We start from the raw sequence: 16,404 nt of genomic DNA, 5'->3' as shown, positions 1-16,404 counted from the left end.
CAATGAGAAACTCGTCTCTTAGTTGAATCTTAATGAAGTTTCCAACTGAGTATGATAAAATACTAATGTAAATAGCCAATGGAGGTAATGACTGTGATGAAGCAACCGAAGTATAAGAGAATTGTACTTAAATTAAGTGGTGAAGCATTGGCTGGAGATTCTGGATTTGGAATTAAACCGCCGACTATTCAAGAAATCTGTAAAGAAATCAAAGAAGTACATGAATTAGGCATTGAAATAGCTATCGTTGTTGGCGGTGGAAATATTTGGCGCGGTAAAATAGGGGAAGAAATGGGTATGGAACGTGCTCAAGCAGACTACATGGGTATGCTGGCAACAGTGATGAATGCTTTAGCATTACAAGACTGTTTAGAGAACGAAGGCGTTCCAACGCGTGTTCAAACATCTATTGAAATGCGTCAAATCGCTGAACCGTATATCCGCAGAAAAGCGATGCGTCATTTAGAAAAAGGACGCGTGGTGATTTTTGCCGGTGGTACTGGAAATCCGTATTTTTCAACAGATACAACATCAGCATTGCGTGCTGCAGAAATTGAAGCAGACGTTATCTTGATGGCGAAAAACAATGTTGACGGAGTGTATTCAGCAGATCCGAAACTAGATAAAACAGCTGTGAAATTTGATGAGCTGACTCACTTAGATGTTATCAGCAAAGGCTTACAAGTAATGGATACAACAGCCAGCTCATTGAGCATGGATAATGACATTCCATTAGTAGTGTTTAATTTGAATGAAACAGGAAATATTAAACGAGTAGTACAAGGAGAAGTCATTGGAACTACTGTTAGGGGGAAAGAACATGACTGAGCAAATTTTAAAAGAAACAAAAGAAAGAATGACAAAAGCAGAACAGTCTTTACAACGTGAATTAGGTTCTATTCGTGCAGGACGTGCAAATCCTAGCTTATTGGACCGTATCCAAGTAGAATATTATGGAATTCCTACTCCATTGAACCAATTAGCGCAAATCGGTGTACCTGAACCGCGCGTATTGATGATCACACCTTTTGACAAATCTTCTATCAAAGATGTTGAACGTGCATTATTGCAAAGCGATATCGGAATCAGCCCATCGAATGACGGTAACGTGATTCGTTTAGTGATTCCTCAATTGACTACTGAGCGTCGTAAAGAATTAGCGAAACAAGTAGGAAAAGAAGCTGAAAATGCTAAAATCTCAGTACGTAACATTCGTCGTGATGCCATTGATGATTTGAAGAAAGCTGAAAAGAATAACGAGATTACTGAAGACGATCTACGTTATTTTGAAGGCGAAGTTCAAAAATTGACTGACAACAGCGTAAAAGAATTGGATAAAATCGCAGCTGAGAAAGAAAAAGAATTGATCGAAGGTTAATTCTTTTTTCTGAGCCGGATAGTAAAAAGCAGCATGCCTCTTTCGACCTTTACGGTAAGAGCGGCATACTGCTTTTTTTATTTTATGGCCAGCGATTAAAACTTGGCTGTTTTAGGTTTCTTTTTAGAGTCATCACCTAGAATCAGTGATGTCACTTTAGTTGCGATAGCGGAAATAACTAATCCCACGATAAATTGAACAAGTCTACGTTTCATAGAACAGCCTCCTTAATAGTTTAAACATGTCTTTCAATACATATAGTATACCACTGCATGAAGGGATAATCGAAAAATATACTCAGTGGATAAGAGAAACTTAGCTCCTCATGCAGCGTTTTTATCATTTGAAGGAGTGTAAAATAAGTTTTTAATGCGTCAGTTCGATTGGTTCTAAATATTATATTTTCTTTAAATCATAGGATTTTAAAGAATGATTTGCTACAATAGAAGGGGTAAAGTTTGATAGTGAAGGGCGGTCAATCGTAATGAGTGATCAAGAAAGAGAAGATAATCAAGAAGTGTATCACTTCTTGCCAGATGAAAGTGTGCCGAATCATGTGGCCATTATTATGGATGGAAATGGACGATGGGCAAAAAATCGCGGTTTCAAGCGGTCAGCAGGCCATCGAGCTGGTATGGATCAAGTAAAAATAATTGCGCGGCATGCCAATAAAAGAGGTGTCAAAGCGTTAACCGTTTATGCTTTTTCAACAGAAAATTGGAAACGGCCATTAGATGAAGTGAACTATCTAATGCAGTTGCCGATAGAATTTTTTGATGAGTTTATGCCGGAAATTATGGAGGCTGGAATACGAGTGACCATGATAGGGCTCCATGAAAAATTACCTAGAAAAACAAAAAAAGTTATGGAACGTGCCATAAAAGAAACGGCCCATAATACAGGTATGATTTTAAATTTTGCGGTCAATTACGGTGGCCGGAACGAAATAGTGGAAGCAGCGAAAGCAATGGCAGAAGATATCAGTGCAGGTAAACTAAAACCGCAAAAATTAACAGAAGAAGATTTTGAAGACTATTTAATGACATCCGTATTAGGAGCTTATCAAAATGTTGATTACATGATACGGACGAGCGGAGAAGAAAGAATCAGCAATTTTATGCTTTGGCAAAATGCTTATAGCGAATTCTATTTTTCATCTCTTGCATGGCCTGATTTTGACGAAAAAGCTTTTGATGAAGCGTTAGCTGTCTATCAAAAACGACAACGCCGATTTGGAGGGCTTTAAAAATTCTCATTGAATATTAGGAGGAAATAGTGTGAAAGAAAGAATAATCACTGCTTTAGTGATGGCAGCTATCTTTATACCTGTAGTGTATACTGGCGGCTGGTTATTAGGAAGTATTATTGCAATTTTAGCTATTATTGGATTAAGCGAATTATTTAAAATGAAAGGCAATAACATCCTCTCGATAGAAGGTGTCATTTCCATTATTGCTTTGATGGGGTTTATTTTTTCGGCAGAACTGAGAGACATTCTTCCGCAAAACTTTAATTCAGACGCGTGGATTCATTTAGCAGCTATTATATTACTTATTCAAACGGTTTTCTCAAAAAATAATTTCTCTTTCGATGATGCTGCAGTATCTATCTTAGGCATTATCTATATTGGTTTTGGATTCAAATCATTACTAGAGACAAGAGAAATCGGATTAGAATTGTTGATTTTAGTATTGATCACGATTTGGACGACCGATATTTGCGCTTATTTATTCGGACGCAAAATCGGCAAACATAAGCTGGCTCCAAACATCAGTCCGAATAAGACGATAGAAGGTTCAGTGGCAGGAACAGTCAGTGCCATATTAGTGGCTGGCATCTACTTGTATTTCATCGAAGTAGCAGGAGCGACTACATGGACATTAGTCTTGATGGCATTGCTGTCTATGGCAGGACAATTTGGCGACTTAGTAGAATCAGCATTCAAACGCTATTACAATACAAAAGATTCAGGAAATATTTTCCCAGGGCATGGGGGAGTGTTGGATCGATTTGACAGCATTTTATTTGTATTCCCCATTTTAAATCTTGTCGGCTTAGTGTAATAGAGCGGACGAGTTTAAACGAAATGGAAGTTTAGAGCAGAGGAGCAATTTGATGATAACGACAATTCTTACATTCATTCTTGTGTTTAGTATATTAGTTGTATTTCATGAATACGGGCATTACTATTTTGCAAAAAAATCAGGTATCTTAGTCCGAGAATTTGCTATTGGATTTGGACCTAAAATCTTTTCGTATCGAAAAAATGAAACAACCTATACTGTTCGATTACTGCCGGTTGGCGGATATGTACGTATGGCCGGTTATGAGGAAGACATCGAGATCAAACCAGGAACTCCAATCAGCTTAGTACTGGATGCGAATGGGAAAGTCAAAACGATCAATACGTCTAAAAAGAAACAACTGGTCAATGCTACTCCAATTGAAGTGTCTGCTGTAGATTTAGAAAAAGACTTATTTATTGAAGGGTTTGTCAATGGCGAATCCGAACAAGCAACTCGTTTTTCTGTAAACAGAGATGCCTTATTGATTGAAGAAGATGGAACGGAAGTCCAAATTGCACCACTGGATGTTCAATTTCAATCAGCCAGCTTGCCTCAGCGAATGATGACTAATTTCGCTGGTCCGATGAATAATATTATTTTAGCTATTGTGGCGTTCATTATCTTGGCATTCATCCAAGGCGGCGTGCCTTCTTATGTAAATGAAATAGGAGAAGTTCTGCCGGACAGTACAGCAGAACAGGCTGGATTAGTCGAAGGAGACAAAGTATCTGCTATTGATGGAGAGAAAGTTTCCGATTGGAACGAGATGGTCCAAATCATCCAAGCAAATCCAGAAGAAGAATTGGTCTTATCGGTTCAGCATGAAGATGGATCCGAGGAAGACATAACGATTGTGCCCGATACAACCAAAGCAACCGATGGCACTGAACATGGCGCTATTGGGATTCAAGTTCCTATGGATACCAGCTTCTGGGCCAAAATCGGTTCAGGATTTACACAAACATGGGCAGTAGCCACTCAAATCGTTGCGGCGCTAGCTTCTATATTTACTTCTGGTTTTTCAGTAGATATGTTTGGGGGACCCGTAGCTATTTACGCTACTACAGAAGCTGTTGTAGCTACTGGATTTATAGGAGTCTTGAATTGGTTGGCGTTTTTAAGTGTCAACTTGGGAATCATCAATTTAATGCCGATTCCTGCTTTAGACGGCGGGAAATTAGTGTTGAATATCATTGAAGGTGTACGCGGAAAACCACTCAGTGAAGAAAAAGAAGGGGTCGTTACATTGATTGGGGTAGGGTTGCTGCTTTTATTGATGTTGGCTGTAACTTGGAATGACATTCAACGTTATTTCCTGTAAACTGAGAAGTAGGTTTTTGCCGCAGATGTAAAAGAACTATAGAATAAAAAATAGAAATGATAGAAAACAGATTACATCACTTGTGGTGTTGCTTGAATTCTATCATTTTTCTATGGTTACATACCTCGAAGGTTTGAAAGAGGAAGGGATGGACTTATGAGTTTAGAACAAGAAAAGTTGTTTCGCCAATTATTAGAACAAATTGGCTTGCACCATAAAGAAGAGTATTTCCCTTATTTTGAAAAAGGGAAAGTACAAAAAGTAACGGTGCATAGAGCATCGAAAATGTGGCAGTTTGATTTTCAATTCGAAGATATCTTGCCTTTTGAAGTGTATCAAAATTTAGAGGAATCTTTGCGAATATCGTTTGCTTCGATTGCAACGATCAAAATGACTATTCAAACAGTAAATCCCAAGCTGACGACAGAAAAGTTGGAACACTATTGGTCTTCGGCTGTAAAAAACAGCCAAGTGTCTTCCCCTATCTGTGATCAGCCGTTTAGAGATCAATTTCCGATCGTCAATGATCGCAAAATTCACTTTATCGTAGAAAATAATATTGTAAAAGAACATTTAAAGAATATGTATTTGCCCCCAGTAGAAGAAGCTTACCAAAAAATGGGGTTCCCGGCTTTTAGAATCGAACCTATGGTAGACCAAGAAGCTTACGAACAAAAATTGCATGAGTTCAAAGCAAAAAAAGAAGAAGCAGATGAATTGCTTGCTCAAAGAGCAGCCGTTAACATCCAAAAGGCTGAAAAAGAAAGAGAAGCCAATAAAGAACTTCAACCGATTTCTGGTCCTATCGTTTTAGGAAGAAAGATTGCCGATTCTGAAGAAATCAAACAAATGAGCGAAATCGTCGAAGAAGAAAGACGAGTGACGATTGAAGGATATGTCTTTGATGCAGAGATTCGTGAATTGCGCTCTGGAAGACAATTGTTGACGATGAAAATAACAGACTACACGTCTTCTTTTTCGATCAAGAAGTTTTCAAATGGTCCAGAAGATGAAGCAGCATTTGCGGCTATCAAAAAAGGCATGTGGTTCCGTGCCCGTGGAAGTATTCAAGAAGATACGTACATGAGAGATTTAGTCATGAACGGACAAGATTTGACTCAAGTCACGCATGAAGACCGAAAAGATACTGCACCAGAAAATGAAAAAAGGGTAGAACTGCATTTGCATGGCAACATGAGCACAATGGATGCGACTAATAATGTAGCCGATTATGTAGCCCAAGCTGCAAAATGGGGACATAAAGCTATTGCTTTAACCGATCATGCTGGAGCTCAAGGTTTTCCTGATGCATTTAATGCTGGACAAAAGCACAATATCAAAGTCTTATACGGAATCGAAGCGAATGTGGTCGATGATGGAGTAGATATTGCTTATAATCCTGCTGATATCGAACTGTCTGACGCAACCTATGTCGTATTTGACGTGGAGACGACAGGTCTTTCAGCGGTATACGATAAGATTATTGAGCTGGCTGGTGTCAAGATGCATAAAGGAAATGTGATCGACACATTTGAGCATTTTATTGATCCAGGACACCGTCTGTCTCAAACGACTGTTAACTTAACGGGTATAACGGATGAGATGGTACGAGGTTCTAAATCGGAAGAAGAAGTATTGAGATTGTTCCACGAATTCGCTGAAGGAACTATTTTAGTAGCTCACAATGCCAGTTTCGATATGGGATTTTTGAATACAGGTTATACCAGACACAATATTCCAGAAGCCACCAATCCCGTTATCGATACATTAGAATTGTCTCGCTTTTTACACCCTCAGTTTAAGGGACATCGATTAAACACGTTGGCTAAAAAATATGGAGTCGCTTTGGAACAACATCACCGTGCTATTTATGACTCTGAAACAACAGGAGCTTTGTGTTGGATATTTTTGAAAGAGGCTGAAGAAGAACATGGAATAACGAACCATAACCAGTTGAATAGCAAAATTGGCGAAGGGGATGCTTATAAAAGAGCACGTCCTTTCCATGCGACTATTTTAGCCACCACCCAAGCAGGATTGAAAAACTTGTTTAAATTGGTTTCTTTATCGAATACGGATTATTTTTTCCGTGTACCAAGGATTCCGCGTTCGGAATTGACGCGTTATAGAGAAGGACTGATTATTGGTTCTGCCTGCAGCAATGGGGAAGTTTTTGAAGCGATGATGCAAAAAGGGTATGACGTAGCAAAAAACAAAGCTCGTTTCTACGACTATTTAGAAGTTATGCCTAAAGAAGTCTATGCACCTTTGATTGAAAGAGAACTTGTACGCGACAACAAAGATTTAGAAGAAATCATTCGCAACATGATTCAAATCGGTGAGGAATTGAATAAACCTGTTGTAGCGACAGGCAATGTGCATTATCTAAACCCTGAAGATGCTGTTTATCGGAAAATACTGGTGCATTCTCTGGGCGGAGCGTCTGAATTGAACCGAGCTGAATTGCCGCTTGTTCATTTTAGGACTACTACTGAAATGCTCGATGCTTTTTCTTTCCTTGGAAAAGAGAAGGCTCATGAAATAGTGGTAACGACCCCTAATCAAATTGCAGATTTAGTGGATGAAGATATCACTCCTGTTAAAACGGATCTGTATACACCTAAGATACCTGGTTCAGAAGAAGAAATTCGGAAATTAAGTTATGCCGAAGCACATCGCTTATATGGAAGTCCACTTCCAGAAGTGATTGAAAAACGGTTAGAAAAAGAACTGACCAGTATCATTGGAAATGGATTCTCCGTTATCTATTTGATTTCACAAAAATTAGTGCACAAAAGTGTTTCAGAAGGTTATTTAGTTGGATCTCGTGGTTCGGTTGGGTCAAGCTTTGTGGCAACAATGACAGGTATTACAGAAGTAAATCCGATGCCGCCTCATTACCGTTGTCCAGAGTGTAAATACTCTGAGTTTTTTGAAGATGGTTCAGTAGGTTCAGGGTTTGATTTGCCTGAAAAAGCTTGTCCTGGTTGTGGAGCCCGCTTGCATAAAGACGGACATGATATCCCATTTGAAACGTTTCTTGGATTCAACGGGGATAAAGTTCCCGATATCGATTTGAACTTTTCAGGAGATTACCAAGCCAAAGCCCATGATTATACTAAAGTGTTGTTTGGAGAAGACTATGTTTATCGTGCAGGTACGATCAGTACGGTAGCTGACAGAACAGCGTATGGTTATGTTAAGGGGTATGAAAGAGATACCAATCAAAACTTGCGTGCAGCTGAGATCGATCGTTTGGCTAAGGGAGCAACAGGAGTGAAGAAAACAACTGGACAACATCCTGGGGGGATTATTGTTATCCCGGATTATATGGATGTTTTCGACTTTACACCTGTACAATATCCGGCTGATGATCAAGCGGCTGAATGGAAAACAACGCATTTTGATTTCCACTCGATTCATGATAATGTTTTGAAATTAGATATTCTAGGGCACGATGATCCAACGGTTATTCGGATGCTGCAAGATTTATCTGGAATCGATCCTAAGACGATTCCAACAGATGATCCAGAGGTTATGAAAATTTTCCAAGGTACTGACATACTAGGGGTTACACCTGAACAAATTTTATCTAAAACTGGTACGTTGGGTATTCCTGAATTTGGAACACGTTTCGTACGAGGGATGTTGGAAGAGACTAGACCAAACACCTTTGCTGAATTGCTGCAGATTTCAGGATTGTCACATGGGACAGATGTTTGGTTGGGGAATGCGGAAGAATTGATTCGTAACCACGGTATTCCTTTGTCAGAAGTAATCGGTTGTCGTGATGATATCATGGTGTACTTGATCTATAACGGATTAGAAGCTGGGTTGGCCTTTAAAATCATGGAGCACGTTCGTAAAGGAAAAGGGATTCCAGATGATTGGCAACAAGTCATGCGTGATGAAGGGATCGCTGAGTGGTATATCGAATCATGCTTGAAAATCAAATACATGTTCCCTAAAGCCCATGCGGCAGCATATGTATTGATGGCGTTAAGGGTAGCCTATTATAAAGTTCACTTCCCAATACTGTATTATGCAGCGTACTTCTCTGTTCGAGCAAGTGATTTTGATTTGGTGGCAATGACTCAAGGAAAAGAAGCTATCAAAGTAAAAATCAAAGAAATCACGGATAAAGGTCTAGATGCTTCGGCAAAAGATAAGAGTTTGCTGACAGTATTAGAGTTAGCCAATGAAATGGTCGAACGCGGTTTTGATTTTAAAATGGTCGATTTAGAAAAATCAGATGCGAAGGACTTTATCATTGAGGGCAACACACTGATTGCGCCATTCAGAGCTATTCCAAGTTTGGGAACGAGTGTAGCGCAGCAAATAGTTGAAGCTAGAAAAGAAAAACCGTTCCTTTCTAAAGAGGATTTGGCCAAAAGAGGGAAAGTTTCTAAGACTGTTATTGAATATATGAATGAAAATGGTGTGTTAAAAGGATTACCGGATGAAAACCAACTATCATTATTCGATTTATTCTAAACTGGACACTGTAATCTCTTTAAAAATCGCTCAATAAAAAGTGGTTGTTTTTGCTTGCAGATATGCTGAGATAGAGGGATGATTGTTTGCGTATTCCTTGATTTTATGGTATTATTTCAAGTGTGTTTAGATATTCAGTTAGAGTGAGCGGAAACGCTCACTCTTTTTAAGCGATTATATACGTCTAAAGATAGGAGGCGAAAAGATGAGTAACATAGTAACAATGGTTTCTGATATGATTCAGCCATTAGTGGAAGATTTGAGTTATGAATTGGTAGATGTAGAATACGTAAAAGAGGGTAAAAACTGGTTTTTGCGTGTGTATATTGATCAGCCGCAAGGAGTAACGTTAGAAGATTGTGCGTTAGTCAGCGAAAAAGTGAGTGAACGTTTGGATAAAATTAATCCAGACCCGTTTCCTCATGCTTATTTCTTGGAGGTTTCATCCCCAGGAGCTGAAAGACCGATCAAAACAGAAGCAGACTTCCAGAATGCGGTAGAAAAATACATTCATATTTCTTTATACGAACCCGTTGATGGAGAAAAAGTTTATGAAGGTATTTTAAAAGAATTAACAGAAGAAACATTAACGTTAACTGTCAAAATTAAAACTCGTACAAAAGATATCGAATTTGATCGATCAAAGATTGCAAAAGCTAGATTGGCAATACAGTTTTAAATAGACTACAATTGAATAGGAGAGAAAAGAATGAGCAAAGAATTGTTAAATGCTCTTGATGACTTAGAAACAGAAAAAGGCATATCCAAAGAATTGGTTTTAGATGCTTTGGAAGCTGCACTGGTTTCTGCGTATAAAAGAAATTATAGCCAAGCACAAAATGTAGAGGTTGAATTCAATCACAAAACAGGCAAAATCAGCGTATATGCTGTTAAAGATGTCGTAGAAACTGTTTATGATTCTCGTTTAGAAGTAAGTTTGGAAGAGGCTGTTAAGATCAATTCCGCTTATGAGATTGGCGATAAAATTCGTTTCGAAGTAACTCCAAAAAACTTTGGACGTATTGCGGCACAAACTGCTAAACAAGTCATCATGCAACGTATGCGTGAAGCAGAAAGAAACATTATTTACAATGAATTCATCGCTTACGAGAATGATATCATGCAAGGGATAGTGGAACGTCAAGACAATCGCTACATTTATGTAAACCTTGGCAAAATCGAAGCTGTATTATCTAAACAAGAGCAAATTCCAAACGAAGTCTACAAACCTCATGACCGCATCAAAGTGTATGTGACTAAAGTAGAAAACACTTCAAAAGGGCCTCAAATTTTTGTAAGTCGAAGCCATCCTGATTTGTTGAAACGTTTATTCGAGCAAGAAGTTCCTGAGATTTATGATGGAGTGGTGGAGATCGTTTCTATCGCTCGTGAAGCTGGAGACCGTGCTAAAGTTGCTGTTGTGTCTAGAGACGAACATATCGATCCAGTTGGAACATGTGTTGGACCTAAAGGCCAACGTGTACAAGCTATCGTAAACGAATTAAAAGGCGAAAACATGGATATTGTAGAATGGAGCGAAGATCCTTCTACTTATATCGCTAACGCGTTGAATCCTGCTAAAGTTATCGACGTAGTCTTCAATGAGCAGACAAACAGCTGTCTAGTCGTTGTACCAGACTACCAATTGTCGCTTGCTATTGGTAAACGTGGACAAAATGCTCGTTTAGCTGCGAAATTAACAGGTTTCAAAATCGACATCAAGTCTGAATCAGATATGATCGCTGCTGAAGAAGCTGAAGAAGAAGTTGGCTTAGTAAGTACAGACGATTTGGTAGATGGAGCATTAGTTGATGAACCAATCGAAGCAATCGTAGATGCTGAAGAAGTGGCAGCTCCATTAGTAGAAGATCCTGAAGTAACGGAGACTCTTGAAGCAGACGATGAAACCATCGAAGAATCGATAAATGGTGACGAAAAGGACGAAGAATTGGAAGAGCAAGATACTACTGAAGATTAGTGAGGTGATTTCAGTGCCGAAGAAAAAAATTCCATTACGCAAATGCGTCGTTTCAAATGAAATGAAACCGAAAAAAGAAATGATCCGTGTTGTGAAAAACAAAGAAGACCATGTAGATATCGATCCTAGCGGAAGAATGCCGGGACGTGGAGCTTATGTATCTATTGAACCGGAAATCGTTCAGACAGCCTGGGATCAACGAGTATTGGATCGTGTACTTGGAACAAAATTAGACGATGCTTTTTATCAGTCTTTATTAGACTATGTAAAACATCAGAAAGCACGGATGAGTTTATGACAAATGAACAAAAAGCTTTAAACTTACTAGGATTGGCTACTCGAGCGGGAAAATTGATTTCTGGAGAAGATTTAACGCTTAAACAAGTCCGTTCTCAGCAAGCTAAAGTGGTGCTCATAGCGAAAGATGCTAGTGAAAACACGCAAAAGAAAATTTCGGATAAATGTCAATACTACAACATTCCTTACACTGTTCAGTATTCGAAAGCGGAATTAAGTCAAGCGATTGGAAAGGAACGTACAATCCTTTGTCTTACGGATAGTGGCTTTGCGAAAAAAATCCGAGAATTATTATCAATTTAATGGAGGGTGATTGCATGGCTAAGAAACGTGTATATGAGTACGCAAAAGAAAAAAATGTTTCAAGTAAAGATGTTATTACCAAAGCTAAAGAGCTTGGAATTGAGTATCAGACTCACATGTCATCTATGGAAGACAATCAAGTAGAAAAGCTGAATAACGCATTTGCTTCAAATAAAAAAAATCAACAAACAATTCAGAAAAAAGAGAATAATGCTCATTCAACTAGGAATCAGCAGAACCATAAGGGAGATCATACTATAGAAAACCAACAAAACAATCCAAAGAAGAACCAATCGCAACAAAATAAAAAAGAGCAAGGATCAGCAAACAAAGCAGGCTCGACGAAAAAAGTCGTTCCGCGTACTGCTGCTGAAAAAACTAAAACTGACAACCGAGCTCCTAAAAAAGATACTGCTGCAAAGAAACCTGCTGCCTCTAAACCAGCCAGCACAACTTCAAGCAGTCAAGGTTCGTCATCGAACAGTTTTGGGAAAAACAAAACTGCCAACAAACCTTACCGTAACCGTGGAAGCATGGGAACACATGGCGGATACAACAAACGTAAGAAAAAAGGAAGAAAAGGCGAAACTAAACCTGTAGCACCACCAGTACCAAGAAAAGAAAGAGAATTGCCAGGAGTATTGGTTTATACGGATGGGATGACGGTAGCGGAAATTTCTAAGAAAATTTACCGTGAGCCAGCAGAAATCATCAAAAAATTGTTCTTGCTGGGTGTTATAGCGACACAAAATCAAAGCTTAAGTAAAGAAGCTATTGAACTATTAGCTGCTGAATATGGAATTGAAGCAGAAGAAAAAGTTCAAGTCGATATTTCTGATTTAGATGTATACTTCAACCAAGAAGTTGCAGAAGACCACTTGGAAGAGCGTCCGCCGGTTGTAACGATCATGGGACACGTTGACCACGGTAAAACGACTTTACTAGATACTTTGAGAAACTCAAAAGTCAGTGAAGGAGAAGCTGGTGGGATCACTCAACATATCGGAGCTTACCAAATCACTAAAAACGGCAAAAAAATCACTTTCTTGGATACTCCAGGACATGCGGCGTTTACAACGATGCGTGCACGTGGAGCAGATGTAACAGATATCGTTATTATCGTTGTCGCAGCTGATGACGGTGTAATGCCTCAAACAGTTGAAGCAATCAACCATGCTAAAGCAGCAGATGTTCCAATCATCGTGGCTGTGAATAAAGTGGACAAGCCAACTGCTAATCCAGATCGAGTGATGCAAGAATTAACAGAATACGGTTTGATTCCAGAAGCTTGGGGCGGAGATACGATCTTTGTAAACATTTCTGCTAAATTCGGTGAAAACATCGAAGAATTATTGGAAATGATCCTATTGGTTTCAGAAGTTCAAGAATTAAAAGCTGATCCAAAACGTATGGCTATCGGAAGTGTGGTAGAAGCACGATTAGATAAAGCCAAAGGACCAATCGCTACTTTACTGATCAAAGAAGGTACACTAAAAGTTGGAGACCCAATCGTTGTAGGATCTACATTTGGCCGTGTCCGTGTAATGGTCAACGAGTTAGGCCGTCGCTTGAAGACTGCAGGACCTTCAGCACCAGTAGAAATCACTGGGTTGAACAATGCACCTTTAGCAGGTGACCAATTTGTTGTGTTTGAAGATGAAAAAACAGCTCGTTCAGTCGGAGAAGCTCGAGAAAAACAACTTCTTTCTGAACAACGTGCAACTACAAACCGTGTAACTTTAGACAACTTGTTCTCTAGTTTACAAGAGGGCGAATTGAAAGAAGTTAATGTTATCATCAAAGCTGACGTTCAAGGTTCAACAGAAGCTTTAGCAGCAAGTTTGAGAAAAATTGAAGTAGAAGGCGTTCGAGTGAAAATCATTCATACAGGCGTTGGAGCGATCAATGAAAGTGATATTACATTAGCAGCAGCAAGTAATGCAATCATCATTGGATTTAACGTTCGTCCTACTCCTCAAGCTAAATCACAAGCAGATCAAGAAAAAGTGGACATTCGTCTACACCGTATCATTTATAACGCTATTGATGAAATCGAAACAGCTATGAAAGGTCTATTAGACCCAGAATACGAAGAAAAAGTAACTGGTCAAGCTATCATTCGTGAAACATTCAATGTTTCTAAAGTAGGAACGATTGCCGGTGCATTTGTTACCGATGGCGTTGTTAAACGTAACAGCGGCGTGCGCTTGATTCGTGACAATATTGTCATTCATGAAGGCGAATTAGCCAGCTTGAAACGTTTCAAAGATGATGCAAAAGAAGTGAAAAACGGCTTTGAATGTGGTTTAATGATTAAAGACTACAATGATATCAAGGTCGATGATGTTGTTGAAGCCTATGAAATGGTCCAAATCGAACCTAAATAAGAGAGTATAGAAAGGTGCTCAGCTTACCGTTTATAAAAAAACTGACCAATTAGGTGTTTTCCTAACCGGACAGATTTGACTTATAGATGGGGAGCTGCCTTTCACAACTCGTCTAAAAGAAAGTAGGGAGACATTATGGCGAATTATAGAGTAGGAAGAGTTGCTCAAGAAATTCAAAGAGAAGTAAACGATATTATCCGTAAACGAGTAAGAGATCCTAGAGTTCAAGGAATCAACATTACAGACGTGCGTGTAACCGGAGACTTGCAACAAGCAACTATTTTTTACAGCACATTGTCTGATGAAGAAAAAGACGTCGAAAATGCTCAATTAGGATTGGATAAAGCTACAGGCTTGATTCGTAAAGAATTAGGTCAACGATTATCTATTTATAAAACACCTGAATTGACTTTTGAAAGAGACGAGTCTGTTGCTTACGGTAATCGTATCGATGAATTACTAAGAGATTTAAATAAAGACTAACTCAAAATGAAAACAGGAAAAGAGATTAAATTCTCTTTTCCTGTTTTTTTGTTCTTACATTCATAAGAAGTAAATGCAACTCGCACAGGCCGCTGAGGTGTGATATTTTAAAATGAGGTATATTTTTGTTACAGTAAATAAAAAGGAGGCGCGGAAAATGTTAAGTTGGTTTTCAAGTTTTTTTACACAAATAGAAAATTTTTTTGGAACGCCTAAATTACTATTTGATGGGTGGCAGTCAACTGCACGAATCACCTTAACAACCATTTTTTTATACCTTATCTTAATTGTCCTGTTAAAAATCTTTGGCAGCAGAAGCGTATCTAGCTTCAGTGTGTATGACATGATCGCTACGATCACTATAGGGTCAGTGATTTCATCTACGTTGGTATTAAAAGAAATTAATTTAATCAATGGAATGGTTGCAATCGTTGTATTACTGATTCTGCAATTTTTACTGTCCAAAGTGGTAGCAAAATGGGAAGGATTGTACCCTTTTGCTAATCCAACGCCAAAAGTAATTTATTATAAAGGCGAATTTAAAACAGATAGTATGAAAAAGGTGCGTGTCAATAAAGAGGAAATCTATTCTGCTATCCGAAGAGAAGCTGGGACAACTTCAGATAATGTTGAGGCTGTTTTATTGGAACCTAATGGAGATTTATCCGTCATCAAAAACATTAGTCCAGAATATGAAAACGAAATAACCAAATACATGTAAGGTTTGTTTGAATGACAGACCAAAAGAACACCTCACCAATTCCATAGTGAGGTGTTCTTTTGGTTATCTTGCTTGGTACATAACAGCAAACGCGCCTTTTCCTGCGTGAGCCATCAATGTTGGGCTGGCATAATTAATATGGAAAGTTGCTGATGGGAAGGCTGCGTTTAAATCAGCAATGATCTCTTCCGTAAAATCAGTCAGCCCCACATGAGTGATACCAATTTGTTCTATAGCTTCAAATTGGTTCATTTCCTCAATAATCTCGTTTACTTTCTTTTTCAAGCTTTTCAATCCGCGCCCCTTAGTTTCGGGTTCTAATCCTTTGCTGGTTACTTTCAGCATGATTTTCATATTCAGCATCGTAGAAACGCGGCCTAATATTCTCCCGATACGTCCGCCTTTAATTAGATTATCTAAATTAACGATACCGACATAAAGAGCACTTTTTTCTTTGATACGGTCTAGTTCAGTTAGGATTTCATCCATAGTTGCATGATTTTGAGCTATTTTAGCAGCAGCTAATACTTGAAAAGCCATAGCACGATCCACTGTTTCACTGTCGATGACCGTAACTTTAGATTTTGTCAGATGACTGGCCTGTACAGCAGCGGAATATGTGCCGCTAAGGTATCCGGCGACGTGTATCGATAGAATCTCGCTGCCGTCTTTTCCGAGTTGGTTGTATAATTCAACATATTGTCCAACAGCTGGCTGAGACGTTTTTGGCAAGACTGCACTGTTGTTCATCATTTGTAAAAATTCCGCTTTGCTGATGGTTTGATTGTCGTAATACATAACGTTGTTTAACATAGCCGATAAAGGAATCACTGTTATACCATACTGTTTTTGTTCTTCATGAGACAACTGTACGGTTGAGTCGGTCAATATTTTAATGTCTTTCATTACAAATCCTCCTGAAAATAAAACTGGTCTATCTGTATGATTATACCAAAATATTTCAAGAAAATGGAGA

The 16,404-nt window shown here is 38.7% G+C and carries 14 protein-coding genes; 13 read left to right on the top strand and 1 reads right to left on the bottom strand.

Annotated features, from left to right (window positions below; genetic code table 11):
- Positions 1-96 precede the first annotated feature (96 nt).
- From pyrH to LMF32_RS12415, 13 genes are all read left to right on the top strand, one after another.
- A complete protein-coding gene (pyrH, locus tag LMF32_RS12475; protein ID WP_230524949.1) occupies positions 97-828 on the top strand; it encodes a UMP kinase in 732 nt (243 codons plus the stop codon).
- A complete protein-coding gene (frr, locus tag LMF32_RS12470) occupies positions 821-1,378 on the top strand; it encodes a ribosome recycling factor (protein WP_092479935.1) in 558 nt (185 codons plus the stop codon). Before pyrH ends, frr begins: the two co-directional genes overlap by 8 nt.
- Before the next feature lie 484 nt (positions 1,379-1,862).
- Positions 1,863-2,624, top strand: a complete 762-nt coding sequence (locus LMF32_RS12465) for an isoprenyl transferase (protein WP_230524948.1) — start codon at positions 1,863-1,865, stop codon at positions 2,622-2,624.
- Positions 2,625-2,655: 31 nt separating this feature from the next.
- Entirely contained in the window at positions 2,656-3,441 is a 786-nt protein-coding gene (locus tag LMF32_RS12460) for a phosphatidate cytidylyltransferase (RefSeq protein WP_230524947.1), read from the top strand.
- Positions 3,442-3,493: 52 nt separating this feature from the next.
- On the top strand, positions 3,494-4,765 hold the full coding sequence (gene rseP, locus LMF32_RS12455) for an RIP metalloprotease RseP (protein ID WP_092479938.1): 1,272 nt from the start codon (positions 3,494-3,496) through the stop codon (positions 4,763-4,765).
- Between the two features lie 156 nt (positions 4,766-4,921).
- A complete protein-coding gene (locus LMF32_RS12450) occupies positions 4,922-9,259 on the top strand; it encodes a PolC-type DNA polymerase III (protein ID WP_230524946.1) in 4,338 nt (1,445 codons plus the stop codon).
- A 205-nt stretch (positions 9,260-9,464) separates the two neighbouring features.
- Entirely contained in the window at positions 9,465-9,938 is a 474-nt protein-coding gene (rimP, locus tag LMF32_RS12445; RefSeq protein ID WP_230524945.1) for a ribosome maturation factor RimP, read from the top strand.
- A 30-nt stretch (positions 9,939-9,968) separates the two neighbouring features.
- Complete coding sequence (nusA, locus tag LMF32_RS12440) at positions 9,969-11,237, top strand: transcription termination factor NusA (RefSeq protein WP_230524944.1); 1,269 nt, start codon at positions 9,969-9,971, stop codon at positions 11,235-11,237.
- A gap of 13 nt (positions 11,238-11,250) precedes the next feature.
- On the top strand, positions 11,251-11,535 hold the full coding sequence (locus LMF32_RS12435) for a YlxR family protein (protein WP_188204756.1): 285 nt from the start codon (positions 11,251-11,253) through the stop codon (positions 11,533-11,535).
- Positions 11,532-11,837: a YlxQ-related RNA-binding protein gene (locus LMF32_RS12430; protein ID WP_230524943.1), complete on the top strand. Its 306-nt coding sequence runs from the start codon at positions 11,532-11,534 to the stop codon at positions 11,835-11,837. Before LMF32_RS12435 ends, LMF32_RS12430 begins: the two co-directional genes overlap by 4 nt.
- Positions 11,838-11,851: 14 nt before the next feature.
- Positions 11,852-14,224 (top strand): translation initiation factor IF-2, encoded by a 2,373-nt coding sequence (gene infB, locus LMF32_RS12425; RefSeq protein ID WP_230524942.1) that lies wholly within the window; start codon positions 11,852-11,854, stop codon positions 14,222-14,224.
- A gap of 135 nt (positions 14,225-14,359) precedes the next feature.
- On the top strand, positions 14,360-14,707 hold the full coding sequence (gene rbfA / locus LMF32_RS12420; protein WP_188204758.1) for a 30S ribosome-binding factor RbfA: 348 nt from the start codon (positions 14,360-14,362) through the stop codon (positions 14,705-14,707).
- A gap of 157 nt (positions 14,708-14,864) precedes the next feature.
- On the top strand, positions 14,865-15,428 hold the full coding sequence (locus LMF32_RS12415) for a YetF domain-containing protein (RefSeq protein WP_230524941.1): 564 nt from the start codon (positions 14,865-14,867) through the stop codon (positions 15,426-15,428).
- 63 nt (positions 15,429-15,491) lie between these two features.
- Here the strand turns inward: LMF32_RS12415 and LMF32_RS12410 are convergent, their stop codons facing one another.
- Positions 15,492-16,334, bottom strand: coding sequence for a DegV family protein (locus LMF32_RS12410; protein WP_230524940.1), 843 nt, complete (start codon positions 16,332-16,334; stop codon positions 15,492-15,494).
- Positions 16,335-16,404: the final 70 nt, after the last annotated feature.

The organism is Desemzia sp. C1 (assembly GCF_020882875.1).
GTDB classification, from domain to species: domain Bacteria; phylum Bacillota; class Bacilli; order Lactobacillales; family Carnobacteriaceae; genus Desemzia; species Desemzia incerta.
Note: the sequence above shows the minus strand (reverse complement) of the source record. Positions and strands in the feature narration are given on the sequence as shown.

Bases quoted from the DNA above. Each gene is read 5' to 3' on its own strand.
- LMF32_RS12415 (WP_230524941.1), top strand. From the start codon at position 14,865: ATGTTAAGTTGGTTTTCAAGTTTTTTTACACAAATAGAAAATTTTTTT.
- pyrH (WP_230524949.1), top strand. From the start codon at position 97: ATGAAGCAACCGAAGTATAAGAGAATTGTACTTAAATTAAGTGGTGAA.
- rseP (WP_092479938.1), top strand. From the start codon at position 3,494: ATGATAACGACAATTCTTACATTCATTCTTGTGTTTAGTATATTAGTT.
- LMF32_RS12410 (WP_230524940.1), bottom strand. From the start codon at position 16,334: ATGAAAGACATTAAAATATTGACCGACTCAACCGTACAGTTGTCTCAT.
- LMF32_RS12430 (WP_230524943.1), top strand. From the start codon at position 11,532: ATGACAAATGAACAAAAAGCTTTAAACTTACTAGGATTGGCTACTCGA.
- nusA (WP_230524944.1), top strand. From the start codon at position 9,969: ATGAGCAAAGAATTGTTAAATGCTCTTGATGACTTAGAAACAGAAAAA.
- LMF32_RS12465 (WP_230524948.1), top strand. From the start codon at position 1,863: ATGAGTGATCAAGAAAGAGAAGATAATCAAGAAGTGTATCACTTCTTG.
- rbfA (WP_188204758.1), top strand. From the start codon at position 14,360: ATGGCGAATTATAGAGTAGGAAGAGTTGCTCAAGAAATTCAAAGAGAA.
- LMF32_RS12450 (WP_230524946.1), top strand. From the start codon at position 4,922: ATGAGTTTAGAACAAGAAAAGTTGTTTCGCCAATTATTAGAACAAATT.
- infB (WP_230524942.1), top strand. From the start codon at position 11,852: ATGGCTAAGAAACGTGTATATGAGTACGCAAAAGAAAAAAATGTTTCA.
- rimP (WP_230524945.1), top strand. From the start codon at position 9,465: ATGAGTAACATAGTAACAATGGTTTCTGATATGATTCAGCCATTAGTG.
- frr (WP_092479935.1), top strand. From the start codon at position 821: ATGACTGAGCAAATTTTAAAAGAAACAAAAGAAAGAATGACAAAAGCA.